At 42.4% G+C, this 14,701-nt stretch carries 14 protein-coding genes and 1 tRNA gene; 5 read left to right on the top strand and 10 right to left on the bottom strand.

Annotation, left to right across the window (positions count from 1 at the left end):
* Positions 1-182: 182 nt before the first annotated feature.
* Together recJ and GVT53_RS16535 are read left to right on the top strand one after the other, a co-directional pair.
* Positions 183-1,871 (top strand): single-stranded-DNA-specific exonuclease RecJ, encoded by a 1,689-nt coding sequence (gene recJ / locus GVT53_RS16540; RefSeq protein ID WP_166249594.1) that lies wholly within the window; start codon positions 183-185, stop codon positions 1,869-1,871.
* 6 nt (positions 1,872-1,877) lie between these two features.
* Positions 1,878-3,137, top strand: coding sequence for an MFS transporter (locus tag GVT53_RS16535; RefSeq protein ID WP_166249593.1), 1,260 nt, complete (start codon positions 1,878-1,880; stop codon positions 3,135-3,137).
* On the opposite strand, the gene GVT53_RS16530 is transcribed toward GVT53_RS16535, so the two are convergent.
* The 6 genes from GVT53_RS16530 to GVT53_RS16505 form a co-directional block, all read right to left on the bottom strand.
* Positions 3,134-3,892, bottom strand: coding sequence for a UDP-2,3-diacylglucosamine diphosphatase (locus GVT53_RS16530; RefSeq protein WP_166250520.1), 759 nt, complete (start codon positions 3,890-3,892; stop codon positions 3,134-3,136). The genes GVT53_RS16535 and GVT53_RS16530 overlap by 4 nt on opposite strands.
* A gap of 14 nt (positions 3,893-3,906) precedes the next feature.
* On the bottom strand, positions 3,907-4,173 hold the full coding sequence (locus GVT53_RS16525; RefSeq protein ID WP_166249592.1) for a type II toxin-antitoxin system RelE family toxin: 267 nt from the start codon (positions 4,171-4,173) through the stop codon (positions 3,907-3,909).
* Complete coding sequence (locus GVT53_RS16520; RefSeq protein WP_166249591.1) at positions 4,170-4,436, bottom strand: hypothetical protein; 267 nt, start codon at positions 4,434-4,436, stop codon at positions 4,170-4,172. Before GVT53_RS16520 ends, GVT53_RS16525 begins: the two co-directional genes overlap by 4 nt.
* 394 nt (positions 4,437-4,830) lie before the next feature.
* Positions 4,831-5,598, bottom strand: coding sequence for an enoyl-CoA hydratase/isomerase family protein (locus tag GVT53_RS16515; protein WP_166249590.1), 768 nt, complete (start codon positions 5,596-5,598; stop codon positions 4,831-4,833).
* An 83-nt stretch (positions 5,599-5,681) separates the two neighbouring features.
* Positions 5,682-7,016, bottom strand: a complete 1,335-nt coding sequence (locus GVT53_RS16510) for an MATE family efflux transporter (RefSeq protein WP_166249589.1) — start codon at positions 7,014-7,016, stop codon at positions 5,682-5,684.
* A 12-nt stretch (positions 7,017-7,028) separates the two neighbouring features.
* Positions 7,029-7,529, bottom strand: a complete 501-nt coding sequence (locus GVT53_RS16505; protein ID WP_166249588.1) for a GNAT family N-acetyltransferase — start codon at positions 7,527-7,529, stop codon at positions 7,029-7,031.
* 53 nt (positions 7,530-7,582) lie between these two features.
* On the opposite strand from GVT53_RS16505, the gene GVT53_RS16500 reads away from it, so the two are divergent.
* Positions 7,583-8,380: a universal stress protein gene (locus GVT53_RS16500; RefSeq protein WP_166249587.1), complete on the top strand. Its 798-nt coding sequence runs from the start codon at positions 7,583-7,585 to the stop codon at positions 8,378-8,380.
* Between the two features lie 57 nt (positions 8,381-8,437).
* Positions 8,438-8,511, top strand: a tRNA-Ala gene (locus tag GVT53_RS16495).
* A 206-nt stretch (positions 8,512-8,717) separates the two neighbouring features.
* On the opposite strand, the gene GVT53_RS16490 is transcribed toward GVT53_RS16495, so the two are convergent.
* From GVT53_RS16490 to GVT53_RS16480, 3 genes are all read right to left on the bottom strand, one after another.
* On the bottom strand, positions 8,718-9,242 hold the full coding sequence (locus tag GVT53_RS16490; RefSeq protein ID WP_166249586.1) for a hypothetical protein: 525 nt from the start codon (positions 9,240-9,242) through the stop codon (positions 8,718-8,720).
* Positions 9,243-9,274: 32 nt separating this feature from the next.
* Complete coding sequence (locus GVT53_RS16485) at positions 9,275-9,865, bottom strand: RluA family pseudouridine synthase (RefSeq protein ID WP_309474612.1); 591 nt, start codon at positions 9,863-9,865, stop codon at positions 9,275-9,277.
* Positions 9,866-10,141: 276 nt separating this feature from the next.
* On the bottom strand, positions 10,142-11,062 hold the full coding sequence (locus tag GVT53_RS16480) for a TolB family protein (RefSeq protein WP_240905062.1): 921 nt from the start codon (positions 11,060-11,062) through the stop codon (positions 10,142-10,144).
* Between the two features lie 171 nt (positions 11,063-11,233).
* Here GVT53_RS16480 and GVT53_RS16475 point away from each other — a divergent pair, with 171 nt between their 5' ends.
* On the top strand, positions 11,234-11,944 hold the full coding sequence (locus tag GVT53_RS16475) for an SDR family oxidoreductase (protein WP_166249584.1): 711 nt from the start codon (positions 11,234-11,236) through the stop codon (positions 11,942-11,944).
* Here GVT53_RS16475 and GVT53_RS16470 read toward each other — a convergent pair whose 3' ends face one another.
* Positions 11,945-14,677, bottom strand: a complete 2,733-nt coding sequence (locus tag GVT53_RS16470) for a PD-(D/E)XK nuclease family protein (RefSeq protein WP_166249583.1) — start codon at positions 14,675-14,677, stop codon at positions 11,945-11,947.
* Positions 14,678-14,701 lie beyond the last annotated feature (24 nt).

Below are 14,701 nucleotides of genomic sequence, written 5' to 3'. Positions count from 1 at the left end.
ATTGTAGTGGCCATCTTATTTTTAAAATATTGAATGAAATGGTCAAACCAAAAAAGAAACCTCATTAACGGTCATTTTATTTCGTTGCCCAATCTTGCTAAAAATGTTTAACCAATGGTTCTCGATACGTTTCGAACATCTTTCGAAACACTCGAACTGACCATTTCCAAAATCTAACATGGATGCGCTGGACCATAAAGCCAAAACCTGAACAAGAATCCATCGACCAACTTTCCGAAGCATTGGGCGTTGATGACTTGGTTGCCCAATTGTTGCTTCAACGGGGGATAAGCGACTATGAGGAGGCAAAGGCATTTTTCCGACCTGAATTAAGCCACCTGCACGACCCTTTTTTGATGAAAGATATGTCCAAGGCGGTGGAGCGTATCGAGCAGGCCATGGCCAACGAAGAAAACATAATGGTGTATGGGGATTATGATGTGGACGGAACCACTTCCGTAGCTTTGGTGAGTTCCTTTTTGATGGAAACGTACCCCAATGTGGCGACCTATATTCCAGATCGCTACGCGGAAGGATATGGTATTTCGTTTCAAGGGATTGATTTTGCAGCGGACAACGATATCGGTTTGATGATTGCCTTGGACTGCGGCATCAAGGCCATTGACCAAATAAGGTATGCCAAGGAAAAGGGAGTCGATGTCATTGTTTGCGATCACCACCGACCTGGGCAAGAACTGCCTGATGCCGTCGCAGTATTGGACCCCAAACAGCAAGATTGTTTCTATCCGTACAAAGAACTTTGTGGATGTGGTGTCGGCTTTAAACTCATTCAAGCCTTGGGTTCCAAGCAAGGAAAAACCATAGATGATTTGATTCTATATTTGGATTTGGTTGCTACGGCAATCGCAGCGGATATTGTTCCAATTACGGGAGAAAATCGTGTGCTGGCCCATTATGGATTGTTGGTCATTAACGAAAATCCAAGAACAGGGATCAAGGCACTTATTGATCAGACCAAAAAAAGGGAACTTACCATCACCGATGTAGTCTTCATCATTGCACCAAGAATCAATGCAGCAGGGCGTATGAAACATGGCCAACACGCCGTTGCACTTCTGGTGGAAACGGATATTGACCAAGCGCAACAATTCGCCTCAGAAATTGAACTGTTCAATACCGAAAGACGAAGTCTGGATCAAGAGATTACCCAAGAAGCTTTGGTCCAAATCCAAGAAAACGGAGAAGAAGAAAAGTTTACCTCCGTGGTCTATAACGAGAACTGGCACAAAGGTGTAATCGGCATTGTGGCCTCACGATTGACGGAGACCTACTACAGGCCCACTTTGGTCTTTACTAAAAGCGGTGACAAACTGGCTGCCTCTGCCAGATCGGTAAAGGGATTTGACATTTATAATGCCCTCGAAGGCTGTTCCGACTGTTTGGAGCAGTTCGGCGGGCATATGTACGCCGCAGGCCTTACCTTGTTGGAGGAACAGTACGAAGCCTTCAAAAATCAGTTTGAGAAAGTGGTGTCCGAATCCATCGACCCCATATTACTAAAGCCCGAAATTTCCGTGGATGCCAAAATCTCAATGCATCAAATCACACCAAAACTGATGCGCATCCTAAAGCAATTTGCACCCTTTGGTCCTGGAAATATGACCCCGGTTTTTATGGCCGAAGGATTAAAGGACACCGGTTATGCCCGTGGTGTTGGTGAGGGCGAAAAACATTTAAAATGTAGTGTATATCAACCAGGTTCCAACCCAATTGGGGGCATTGGATTTAATTTAGGCAATAAATTGGATGTGGTTAAGCGAATAAAACCGTTCGATGCCGTATTTTCGTTGGACGAGAATGAATGGAACGGAACGGTGAGCCTTCAACTAAAACTAAGAGATATTCGCTAGCAATTTATGGACCCCTACGCAGCACTTCGCTATAAGGAATTCAACATATTTTTGATTGTACGCTTCGCCATGGTATTCGCATGGTCCATGCAGTTTATTGTGATCGAGTGGCAAGTCTATTCGTTGACCAAAGACCCGCTTTCCCTTGGCATTATTGGTTTGATGGAGGTGATTCCTGCGGTGAGCATGGCCCTTTTTGCGGGGCATATTGTAGACCAGAAAGAAAAACGAAACCTTTTGATCACCTGTATTGCTGGATTCTCGGTGATTAGTCTGGGACTCTTTTTATTGAGCTGGCCCGGGCTTGAAGATGCCTGGGAATCCAAGACCATTTTGTATTCCATTTATGCACTTGTGTTTTTAGGCGGGTTTGTGCGCTCATTTTTGGGCCCGACCATATTTTCGCTGATTGCTTTGATCGTTCCCAAAAAGATATATCCGAATGCGGCCACATGGAGTAGCTCCACTTGGCAGTTAGCATCCGTATTGGGTCCTGCTTTGGCCGGTTTCTCCATTAGTTGGATTGGTGTGCATTGGAGTATGTGCGTTATTTTTGGCTTCTCGCTGATGGCGCTGTTTTTCCTTTTCCGGATACCCAGAAAACCCATTATGAACCCAAAACTTGGGGAACCCGTGTTCCAAAGTTTACGGGATGGACTCAAATTTGTTTTTGGCAACAAGGCGATATTTGGAGCGCTGACTTTGGATATGATTGCCGTTCTTTTTGGAGGCGCCGTAGCACTTTTGCCCATTTACGCACAGGATATTTTGCACGTGGGTTCCGAAGGATTCGGAATTTTGAGGGCGGCTCCTGCCGTGGGAGCTTCCATTACGATGTTGGGCTCCACACGATTTCCGTTGCACAAAAATGCAGGTAAAAAATTGTTGTGGGCCGTGTTTGCATTTGGGGTCTGTATCATCGTGTTTGGACTGTCAGAACTGTTTTGGTTATCCGTAATAGCCTTGTTCCTCAGTGGCGCAGTGGATGGCGTTTCCATGATCATACGCCAAACCATATTACAATTAAAAACGCCGGACAATATGAGGGGCAGGGTAGCTTCGGTAAATTCCATGTTCGTGGGTTCCTCCAACGAGTTGGGCGCTTTTGAAAGTGGATTGGCCGCCAAATTGTTGGGAACGGTCACAGCGGTGGTCTTTGGTGGATGTATGACAATCTTAACGGCGGGCACAACGGCGATTGTTTCGCCAACCTTTAGGCGATTGGACCTTCAAAAAGATATTGACGAGCACGAGAGGGAGGATTAATCCTCCAATTTTTCCAAAGTCAATTTTTCGCCATCAAAAACAGCATAGGTAAAATAAGAAATCCAATCCCCGAGATTGGTATAGGTCGATTTTTCGTTGAGTTTGATCTCCATGGGCAAATGCCGATGACCAAAAATAAAATGATCATAATGCTGCTCTTCCAGCTTGTGCTTGGCATACAAAATGAGCCATTCTTTATCTTCCCCTAAAAATTTAGCGTCCGCTTCGCCGGAAATAATTTTGTTGTTCACGGATAGATGTTGTCCCAAGCGAACGCCCAAATCAGGGTGAAGCCATTTAAAGAACCATTTGGCCACCGGATTCGTAAATACCTTTTTCATCCGTTTGAAGCCTTTGTCGTGTGGCCCCAAGCCATCTCCGTGTGCAATAAAAAAAGAAGTGTCGTTGATGCGAAACTGCTGCGGTTTATGGTACACGGGAATGTTGAGTTCTTCCTCAAAATAACCGTTCATCCAAAGATCATGATTGCCCACAAAATAGAAAATGGGAATGCCCATATCCGATAGCTCGGCCAGCTTACCAAGGGTTCGCGTAAAACCTTTGGGCACCACGGTTTTGTACTCGAACCAAAAGTCGAAAAGGTCGCCCATTAAAAAAATGGCAGCTGCATCTTCCTTTATGGAATCGAGCCAGGCCACAAATTTTTTCTCACGGGGCAAACTGTCTTTTCGGGTGGGTGCCCCGAGGTGGTTATCGCTCGCGAAATAGACTTTTTTGCCTTTAGGAAGTGAGATATTGTCCAATGGGTCTACGGAAAAAGTTTATAGATGTCATTTCGTTTTACAAAACGAGACAATATTAAGGTATTGTTTTCATAATAAAAACCCAGTCGGTAAGAACCTATCCTCATTCTGAAAGCGTTGGGGTGTCCTGCCAATTTTTTGATGGACGTAAGCTCATCCAAAACCTGTGCTTCTTTCATTTTGAGAATGATAAGCTTTAACTTTTGCTTTATCTTTTTATCATTAATCTTTCTTAAATCCTTTTCAAGTGATTTATGATATTTGATTTTCATTCTTCATCAAGGATTTTGAAAATATCATCCTCGCTGGCAAATTCTTTGGTATCTGCTTGCTGCATCAACAGTAAAAGGCCAAGATCTTCCTTTTCTTCTTCCGATAGTTTTTCGAAACGCTCCAGTTCTTTGTTCTTAACATATTCAACCACGGCCTTTTCCATCAAGGCCTTAACGCTCAAGTTTTCAAAAGCGGAAAGCACTTTGAGTTTTACTACGAGTGACTTATCGACTTCAATAAGTTTCTTTACATGCTGTTCCATAAAATTTGACCTTTAAAATCTTATATGAACAAATATATAAAATATATATTTTATATAAATCAGAATATATCTTAAAGTCAAAGCGCCTGTTCTCGATACTTTTTTCAATAGAAAAAAACTCGAACTGACTTTTCTTTGAAATTGAAAAAGAGCGTAAACTAATTTTACTTTTTATAACGTCGGTTGCTTCGTATTCTGTTGACCACATACACTATGACTACGAAAAGAGCCAATATCGGGAAAATCAAATCATTCATTTGTAAACTTTTTAATTCTTCTCTTATTGAAAATCGTCATGCTGAACTTGATTCAGCATCTCACAACCAATTTTTTTTGATGTGACCCTGAAACCAGTTCAGGGTGACGTGTATTTTTATAATTAGATAGCATTTCGCTACTTTTTAAATTTTTCCAATGCTTTTTTAGTGTTTGGGGACAGTGCCAATCTACCCGATGCTTCGGCACGTTCCAACAACAGGTCGTCCCAATGCTCGGTTCCTTCCCAGAGCACTTTTTTCATTTCTGCTAGTGCTTCTGGGTTATAGGCCGCCAATTTTTGCAGATGAATGTCCAGCTCTTTGTCCATTTCGGAAATGGAATCGTACACTTTGGCATATAAGCCTTGTTCCTTGGCCCAATAGGCATTTTTCCACTCCGTGGGATATAGAGTAAGCTCGGCCAAGGCTGCTTTGCCCATTTTGCGTTCCACTGCGGGTGCAATCACAAACGGGCCTATTCCTATGGAAATCTCGGATAGTTTGATGGCGGCTTCGACCGTTGCGTGCACATAATCACAGGCCGAGGCCAATCCGACCCCGCCACCAACGGTTTTCCCCTGTACCCGACCAATAATCGGTTTGGGGCATTTGCGCATGGCATTGATCACGTTGGCGAACCCGCTGAAGAACTGTTTGCCTTCCTCCAAGTTGGAAACGGCCACCAATTCATCAAAAGAGGCACCGGCACAAAAGGCTCTTTCGCCTTCTGATTTTAATAGAATAACGGAAACCTCTTCGTTTTCACCGAGCTTGTCAAATTCCTTGGCGAGTCTGGCCAAAAGTTCGGAAACAAAGGAGTTACTTGCTGGATGGCCGAATTCGACCGTAGCAATCCTATTTTCTATATGAGTATATAAACTTTCGTTGACTCTATCTGTGGACATTGTTTTCAATTAACATTAAACAATAATCAATAAACAATTATCAGTTATCTGAACTCTGAACTCTGAACTCTAATTGTGCTAAATTAAGGGTTTTGCACCAAGGGTCTGAACTTTCTTCTAAATTTCCAAACCAAGGAGAATCCGCGAATCATCATCCAGACCACAAAGGCGATCCAAATGGCATAAAAACCAAGACCCAGGTACATGCCCAAATACAGACAGGGAATAAATCCTAAAAAAGTGGCCGCCAAGAGCACATTTCGCAGATATTTCATTTCGCCCATGCCTTTGAAGATGCCATCAAAAATAAAGGCCAAAGTGTTCATGGGCAGACCCAGAATCACGATGAAGAAAATACTGTAAAAAGTATTGAGCACGATTTCCTCATTGGAGAAAAGGTGGCCAATGGGGCGGTAGAAAATAAATCCGAAACACATAAGAACAAGACTTACAATCATCCCGTATTTGAATATGGTCTTGGCCAATTTCCATAGTCCATCGTAATCGGCGGCACCCAAGAGTTTTCCGCCCATACTGTTGCCCGCTGCAGCATAGCCATCAATAAAAAATGCGGCGAACAACCATAGGTTGACGGCAATGGTGTGTGCTCCGATAAAGCGGTCGCCCAAGGTGGTTGCTTCGCGAACGGCCAGCATCAAAGCGGCATTGAGGGCCAAAGTCCTTACAAAAAGGTTGAGGCTCATAAAAATCAGCCGTTTGATCTCCTTGTTCAGCGGGAAGGTCAGTTTCATACTGATATCCGTCTTTTTTATCAATAAAATAAGGGACAAGATGGCCATGACGGCTTGGGCGATCAAACTGGCCCATGCGGCACCTTCCAAATAAAGTGCGGGAATGAATCCATCGATGCCATAGACCAGAACAAAATCCAAAAGGATATTGAGGCCTGCCCCCAGCATGGCGATGACCATGGGGTAGAAGGTGTTCTGCAACCCGCGGAATATGCCAAAAATGGCAAAAGTGAACAACGTAAGGGGAAATCCCCAAACGCGAATGGAGTAATAGGAGACACAATACTCCAAAATTTTTCCCGATGCATTGAAGAGCGTGAAAATTTCTTCGATGACAAAGATGGTGGAGAGGAGCACCACGATGCTCAAAAGAATGTTCAGATAAATGGCCTGTGCGGGCATATTTTTTACCTCGTCCAGCCTTCCTGCGCCCAAATATTGCGATATGATGGCTGAAATGGAGCTTCGCGTCTGGCCGAGCACCCAAATGAGCATGGATAAAAACGACCCCACGATGCCCGCCGCGGCCAAGGATTCCAGTCCGTCCACGGGAATATTGCCCACAATGGCCGTGTCCGTAATGGAAAGGATGGGTTCCGCAATGCCCGAAATGGTGGCGGGAATCGCCAATTGGTTGATGCTCCTAAAATTTACCTGCGTGCTCAAATCGGGCGCAAGTTACAGCACTAATTCATAACAATGAAAAGGATGATCGCTTTGTTTGGGAAAGTGGATGTCCCCCAATTTTTGATAGCCCCGTTGCTCATAAAAACGTTGGTTTCTCTTGTTCTGGGAAAAGGTGTCCAAGCGCACTGAAACAAATCCATTTTCCTTGGAATAATTTTCAGCAAAACCCATCATTTTTTGGGCCAGCCCCTTCCCTTGAAGGTCTGGGTGTACCGAAAGGCGATGAATGTAAGTGCTGTTTCCATTCGGGGTCAACCATTCAATGGGTTTGTATTCCTCATCCATTAGAGTGGATATGACGATGGTACCCTGAACAGTGTTATTCTCTTCTATTACGAAAAGTTCGTCACGTTGAATGTCTTTGATGAAGGCTTCTTTGGAAGGATAATGCTCGTTCCATTGAAAAATTCGGTTGGTCTGCATTTTTTTGGCACAGGCCTGGGTTATGGTCAAGATATCGGGGATTTCGGATATCTTTGCGCGTCTTATCATTGATTCGTTTCAATTAAATTGTAAATTTAAGGTTTAATCGTAATCACCAAACCATGAACAATATACTTGTACCCATTGGAACTTCTCCAGATTCTCATCAAACATTGCAATACGCTGTTGACTTTGCCTCAAATTTTGGGGCTCAGATCTATGTGATGGACGTATTTAATGTTACCACTGCCGTAGGAAGCTTGGCCAATGTGGAAGAAAAGGTCGCCAAGAGCAGCAAGGAACATTTAAAGGAAGTTATTGATCAGGTAGACACGAAAGGGGTCGAAATAAAATTGGCCACTTACAATGGTGACATCATCGATGGTTTAAAAAGCATCAATAAGGAACTTGGCATCGATTTGATCATTATTGCACCAAAAAGTAACGACATTCAGGAAGAACTTTACTTGGGTAACACTTCTGGAAGAATCATCAAACAGACAGAGATTCCTACGTTGATCGTTCCCAAAGGAACAACGTTTAAACCTGTCAAGAAAATATTGACGGCTTTTGGATCGGGAATCTTAAAACGAAGCAGCATTTTGACTCCATTGATCATGATCAAGAACAAGTTTAGATCGGAAGTGAGCCTGTTGTTGGTAAAAAGGCCGGGGTATACCGAAGATGATCTTAAGGTGAATACGGCTTTGATGGATTTGAGCTCGCAATTGACGATTACCGAGAACGGAACAACATATTTAGGGGTAACAGAATATTTCCAGAAGGAGCACCCGGATATGCTTTGCGTGTTCCGTAGAAAGCGGGGGTTCTTTAAAAAGTTATGGGAAAAGAACACGATACCCAAATCGGAGTTCTTCGTAAAAATACCTTTATTGGTACTTAGCGTTAAAAAAGATTAAGGAAGCGGCGCAATTTTTGATACTTTCAGAAAAAAGTAGTTCCTTTGCGCTCTCTTTGGGGGATTAGCTCAGTTGGCTAGAGCGCTTGCCTGGCAGGCAAGAGGCCACCGGTTCGAATCCGGTATTCTCCACGATCAAGCGCAAGGGATTGCGTTTAAAACCAAGAAAAGCCGCCAAATTAATTTGAGCGGCTTTTGTGTTTTAAATGCCCAGGACCTAAAGTCATGGCCCTTGCATTTGCAGGACTTGACTTAACGGAACAACCTGTTAATCCGGTATTCTCCACCAAAATTGTAAAAGCACCTCGAACGGGGTGCTTTTTTTGATGGTTATTAGCTTACTCTTTCTCCTTACCAATGAGCAGTTTAGAAATCTGTTTGTAATTAATTAAGATTATAATTCCAAACAAAACATTTAATCCAGAAATAATCCACCAATTATAATCTAATTGCTGATACAACATTGCGCCCTCAATCTCATCAAGTCCGTTTGAGGAAACTTGTTTTTTAAAGGCTAGGTAACAGAAATTTAGAAATTGGGCAATGTTGTCAACAATCATTAGAAGACCTATCATAATTAATCCGAGATTAAATAGGCCTTTTTTATTTAGGTCTTTGGTTTCTATATGTTCACTATCATACCCCTTTCCAAGCCTTAAGAACTTTATCAGTCTGTTCGTTTGAAACAACAACAGGTATGCGACTATAAGGGTTGATAATAAAGAAATCAGACTTATTACTAGCCTAGCGGAATCAAATCCCCATGAAACTGAAAGGTTTGGAGTAAATTGAAAAAGGGCCTCTATAAAGCAATAAAGACCAAACATTTTGATAATAATTCGGAAAAAATCTGTTTTGGACATATTTTAATATTAGTCGGATGGCTCTCACGAATTTACCTAAAAATTTTAGTAAACTTCTCTGGAAGCTCATCTGTAATGCAGACAACCTTTTTGGTAAATGGATGCTCAAATTCCAACGCGTAGGCATGCAAATACAGCCCTTTGCTTTTCAAAATTAAGCCCTCGAAGGCGTATTCCTTGTCTCCCAGTATAGGATTGCCCAAACTGAGCATATGTTTCCGCAATTGGTGTCTTCTGCCCGTTTTGGGGGCTAGTTCTACAAGGTTCAGGGTGCCGAAACGTTCCGAGGATACGGATTCGATTACTTTGTATTCTGATTGCGATGGCTTTCCGTCTATTTTGGAAGTTATGGTTCCGTTTTTCTGCATTTTACCAATGGTAACGGCATAATAGGTTTTTGCAATGGTTTTGTCCTCGAACATTTTGTTCAAGGCGCGGATGCTGCTGCTCGTTTTGCCCACCAGAACAATGCCCGTAGTGGAATAATCCAAACGGTGGACAGGTTGCGGTGTGGTAGCATCCGGCAGCGAACTCGGTTGCAGGTTTTGTGGCAAGGCGTTCGCGATGGTTTTAAACTTGTTACCGCTAACCTCAATACCGGCAGGTTTGTGGATAGCCGCCATATGTTTATCCTCGAACAAAACCTTTAATGGTAAATCGAGTTGCTTTTTGGGGCTGGTTTCCTTTGGAATAGATAGGCAAATATGTTCTCCGCCAACAATCAGGGTTGCCGTGGTTGCTATGACTCCATTTACGGTAATGTACTTTTTTTTGAGGGCTTTTTTAAGCGCGGATTTGGTGGGTAAGGCCTCAAAAATACCTACACCATATTCTTGTAAGCGTTGAGGTTTTGAAATCTTAGGGGCGGTATGGTTTTCTATATGATTATTAACGCTGTTTTATTTAAGTCTGTTGATTTTTAATTGGGTCATATAAATTTTGCTCAAGCCATTATTGCCTTCGTTGATGTAATCTTTGAAATCCGACACAGCATTAAACTGTTTGGGCAGCAAATCGTTCCTCTTACTGGTGAAGTACAGTGTTTGGTTCCGTTCATCATAATATGGGCAGTACTCCATATATTTTGTATTTATCGGTGCTCCAATGTTCTTTGCCTTTTCCCATTTTCCGTTCTCATCTTTTACGGAAATATAGAGGTCACCACTTCCCAGGCCATCTTCTTCATTATATCTGGAAAAAAGAATAAAATCCTCTCTTTTGGAGATAAATGCATTGAATTCGTAACCGGAACTATTGATGTTTTCATCCAACAGTTCTGGGGTTGAATAGGAACCATTTTGCCAACGGGAAATATAAATATCATCCTTTCCCATACCGTTGGGCGATTCCAAAGTGAAATATAGATTGTTGTTTGCACTAATGGAGGGGTAAAACTCATTAAGGTCAGAATTTATTGGTGGGCCAATATTTTTTGGGCTCGACCACTCTTTTCCATTACCACTGCGTTCCACATACCAGATATCAAAATCTTTTTTCTGCTCAGTGGAATCATCCAATGGTCTATCGGAAACGAAGAACAACCGTTTTCCATCTTGGGACAAGAAAGGTTCCAAATCCATATACGAACTTGAAAAGGGCATGAGTTTGGCCTCGCTCCATTGGTTATCCTTTTTTGTGATATAAGCGATTTGGGAAATATCCTGTAACGGACTCTGAATGGTGAAAAAAGCCTCGTCACCTTCCTCCGAGATGCAAAAATCACGAACGTTCAGGAATTGGTTGAGCGCGCTGTTGAACTGCGTGATCTTGGTTTCATTTTGTGCTGATAGTTGGGTTAAAACCAAAATCAACATAACCATTAAGCGTACTTTTAACATAACAAATAAGCCATTCAAACCAGTATAAATGTACCACATTTTACATCATGACAATAAGTGAATCAGGACACTTCAAACATTAACCATCCTTTAGGATGGAATTTTTGTATTTGCCCCGTGTTTTTTTGAACTTTACCTTAAAACAAAATCAATATGAAACTAGAAGGAAAAGTAGCATACATCACAGGAGGAACCAAAGGTATCGGATACGGAATTGCCGAAAGCTTATTGGAACAGGGCATGAAGGTTGCCGTGAGCGGGCGAAGCCAAGAAAGCGCAGATGCCGCTGTGAAAGGCTTAAACAACCCTGACAATGTATTGGGATTGGTATCCGATGTATCTAAATTGGAAGACGAGAAAAAGGCCGTGGCCGCCATTCTGGATAAATGGGGGCAATTGGACGTGGTGATGGCCAACGCAGGAGTGGGACATTTTGCCCCAATCGATGAGTTGGAGGACGAGAAATGGCATCAAATGATAGACACCAACTTGAACGGGGTTTATCATACGCTTAAAGCATCGGTGGATGCCTTGAAAAAATCCGAAGGTTATTATATGACCTTGGCCAGTTTGGCGGGGACCAATTTTTTCGCGACCGCAGCCGGCTACAATGCTACAAAGTTTGGTGTGGTGGGCTTTACACAGGCCGCAATGCTTGATTTAAGACAGTACAATATCAAAGTGACCACCATTATGCCCGGTTCCGTTGCGAGTCAGTTTAACAACAATGAGCCATCGGAAAAGGACGCATGGAAAATCCAGCCCGAGGATATTGGTAAATTGGTCATCGATTTGCTTATGATGCACCCACGAACGTTGCCAAGTAAAATTGAGGTGCGTCCCACACGACCAGATTTAAAATAATCAGGTCACCTTTTCGGTAAGCGGAACAGCAGCATTGCATATTTCGCTTATCAATTGGAACAGATAACTTTCAAAGGTAGCAAGGGTATCCGTATGTATCCGGGTATCCTTGTCCTCTGAAAACGGGAACAATCCTTTGCTTAAATTTTTAAAGGAAATAATTCCTGCCTGTACATCACTTATACCGTGTTTTTTGGAATAGAGGTAGGCGTAGCATAGTAACTGAAAGGCCTTGCTCTTGTCGTAATCTGTGATGAGCGTTTCCCAATCCGTTATTTTTACATTTTTGGGCTCCACCTTTCCCGTTTTGTAATCTATGATTCTGACAGTTCCGTCAAACTCATCAACACGGTCCAAGGTTCCCTTTAGTTTGATGGGAAAATCAAGTCCTGGGATGGTAATAAACTCTTCGTAGCGTTCTTCGAGCGCCAATATTTTGATTTGGTGTTGTTTGAGTTGTTTGATTTCATCATCCAAGAAATTGTGCAGGTATTTTAGGATGACATTGTACACCAACAAAAACTTTCCTTTGGAAACATCGATTCCTGAAAGATTCTTTGCAAAGTGATGTTGCACCACTTCTGGAACCTGCTTTTTTAGGGATTGGACGTGTTCTTCCGTCAACATTATATTGATCAGTGGTGTGTACAGCTGTTCCAAACTATCGTGAATAATGGTGCCGAAGGTGTTGGCCGCAATGTTTTCCTCGACCTCTTCCAAATCATTGATTTTAAGAATGTTTCTGGTGTAAAAATCAATCGGGTTTCGGATGTAGTTGGTCAAAGAGGTTGGCGAAAATCCTTTTTGGGCAAATGCTTGTAGATCTTCCATAAACTGTCCATCTTTTTCGATTTGAACGAGCGGTTTCGGCTCAATGGAAATCTTGGGCGTTGCAATGGTATGCGTGATGTTGGATTTTAGATTTTTATCCGTTAGCAATTGCGTGATCAATCGGCTCTTTTCCCCACCCTCCAAAACGTCGGGTTCGGTGTTGTAGGTGATGTAGATGTTCTTGGCACGTTGAATCAGTCTGTAAAAGTGATACACATAGATGGCATCTTTTTCTTTGTAAGTAGGCAAGCCATAATCCCGTTTTACATCAAACGGAATAAAGGAATTGTTGGATTTTCCCGAAGGTAGAATGCCCTCGTTTACGGAAGTTATGATTACCGTTTCAAAATCGAGGTTTCTACTCTCCAACATTCCCATAATTTGAAAACCCGTCAATGGCTGGCCAATAAAATCCAAGGTTTCCATGTTGGCCAATTGTTTGAACAGGTTTTTGATGGATTTGAGCTCCCCCATAAAATCTACCTTGTCCAAATATTGCCCCAGTTGATTGAAAAGTGTGTAGAACCGATACAGGTATTCCAGTTCCAGCGCATTTTTTTCTTCCTGATAAATAATCTTCAACCGCTCGATGAGCATCAGGCATTTATTTATCCAATCCATCGGGGCTAGGGTGCCATCAGGAAAAATAATGGACAATAACTCTTGTGCCTTCGAATATTTTGTAAGCACTTCCGAATTAATGTAAAGGAGGTTGCCCTCTTTTATGTCCTTGGACAATTGTTGGGCGAAGGAACCTTGGCTTTCCGTGGAGAGGGTCAAACTGTAGGGGTTGGATATAAACTCCAGCACCCTTTTATAAAACCATCCTCGCTCCGAAACATTGAGGTGCAGTTCCAAAAAGTTCACAAAAAAGGAATATAGCACTGTTTTGTTCAACGGCATTCCCATGGTGATATTGACTTCGGGGATGTTGTTAGGAACGCCATTGAGCATTGGGTTCAGCAAGGTCTCATCAGCCAAGACCAGCGCAGTTTTGGTCAGGTCTATTGCTGGGTTTCCGCCAATTTCTTCCAACAATTGGCCCACATATTTGGTCTGTGAGATACTTTTGGGCACACCGGTGATTTTGATGTTCTTATTTTGGAGAAAATTGTTCTGTGGCTCTATTTTGTGACCATGTTTGTAATAGGGCCAATTGTATTGATAATCTCTGACGAACAAGCCAGCATCGTGAATGGGGTCGTCCAAAAAATAGGAGTCGATATCCCAGTATATATGAGCACTCCCGTGCTCTAGAAAATGTTGGATTATCGCGGACTCTGCTGCGTTTAGGGCGTTAAAGCCTATAAATATAATCGGATTGCCGCCAACTTTTGGACCAGTTCCATTTTGGATTGCTTTGACGGCTTCTCGTTGGATCAAACCTTGGTAGCCTCTTTTTTGTTGAAGAAGTGCCTTATAAAAATTATTGTAGATGGTTTCTAGATTCTTCCAGAGTTGTAGATAATTCTCCACCAGCTCCGATTTTTCCTTGTTGGTGGACCAATGGTTGATTTCCTTGATGGCGGAAAGATAATTTAGAATATCGGTGGCAGGAATCAGGTAGCCATCAATTTCGTTGAAGTCCTGTAACAAGGTTTGTCCCCAATTAATAAAGGAGGCAAAATCATCCGATTCGTCAATTTGAGATTCTTTGTAGACCTTGAACAGTAGGAGCAACAAATCAATATTGGATGCTTGGTTTAAATCGGAGAGGTTTCCGATGAATTCTTGAATGGATAGAACTTCCGGACTGAATATGTTTTTTTCCAGCCTACTGGAGATATGTTTTTTTAAAAAGGTCCCGGATCTTTTACTGGGAAGTACAAAGGTACACTTGGTAATATCCAACTGCTTTTTGAGGAGATTATCCAGTACATGTTCGAGGAAAGTGTTATGCATGGATTAAAAATAAAAAAGGCCCCG

It is taken from the genome of Flagellimonas oceani, assembly GCF_011068285.1.
Taxonomy (GTDB): Bacteria; Bacteroidota; Bacteroidia; order Flavobacteriales; family Flavobacteriaceae; genus Flagellimonas; species Flagellimonas oceani.
The sequence above is the reverse complement of the archived record's forward strand: the minus strand, read 5'-3'. Positions and strand labels throughout refer to the sequence as shown.

Coding starts and splice junctions, on each gene's coding strand:
- GVT53_RS16535 (WP_166249593.1), top strand. CDS start 1,878: ATGGACCCCTACGCAGCACTTCGCTATAAGGAATTCAACATATTTTTG.
- GVT53_RS16485 (WP_309474612.1), bottom strand. CDS start 9,865: ATGGCGGCTATCCACAAACCTGCCGGTATTGAGGTTAGCGGTAACAAG.
- GVT53_RS16525 (WP_166249592.1), bottom strand. CDS start 4,173: ATGAAAATCAAATATCATAAATCACTTGAAAAGGATTTAAGAAAGATT.
- GVT53_RS16500 (WP_166249587.1), top strand. CDS start 7,583: ATGAACAATATACTTGTACCCATTGGAACTTCTCCAGATTCTCATCAA.
- GVT53_RS16490 (WP_166249586.1), bottom strand. CDS start 9,242: ATGTCCAAAACAGATTTTTTCCGAATTATTATCAAAATGTTTGGTCTT.
- GVT53_RS16470 (WP_166249583.1), bottom strand. CDS start 14,677: ATGCATAACACTTTCCTCGAACATGTACTGGATAATCTCCTCAAAAAG.
- recJ (WP_166249594.1), top strand. CDS start 183: ATGCGCTGGACCATAAAGCCAAAACCTGAACAAGAATCCATCGACCAA.
- GVT53_RS16515 (WP_166249590.1), bottom strand. CDS start 5,598: ATGTCCACAGATAGAGTCAACGAAAGTTTATATACTCATATAGAAAAT.
- GVT53_RS16505 (WP_166249588.1), bottom strand. CDS start 7,529: ATGATAAGACGCGCAAAGATATCCGAAATCCCCGATATCTTGACCATA.
- GVT53_RS16520 (WP_166249591.1), bottom strand. CDS start 4,436: ATGGAACAGCATGTAAAGAAACTTATTGAAGTCGATAAGTCACTCGTA.
- GVT53_RS16480 (WP_240905062.1), bottom strand. CDS start 11,062: ATGGTTATGTTGATTTTGGTTTTAACCCAACTATCAGCACAAAATGAA.
- GVT53_RS16475 (WP_166249584.1), top strand. CDS start 11,234: ATGAAACTAGAAGGAAAAGTAGCATACATCACAGGAGGAACCAAAGGT.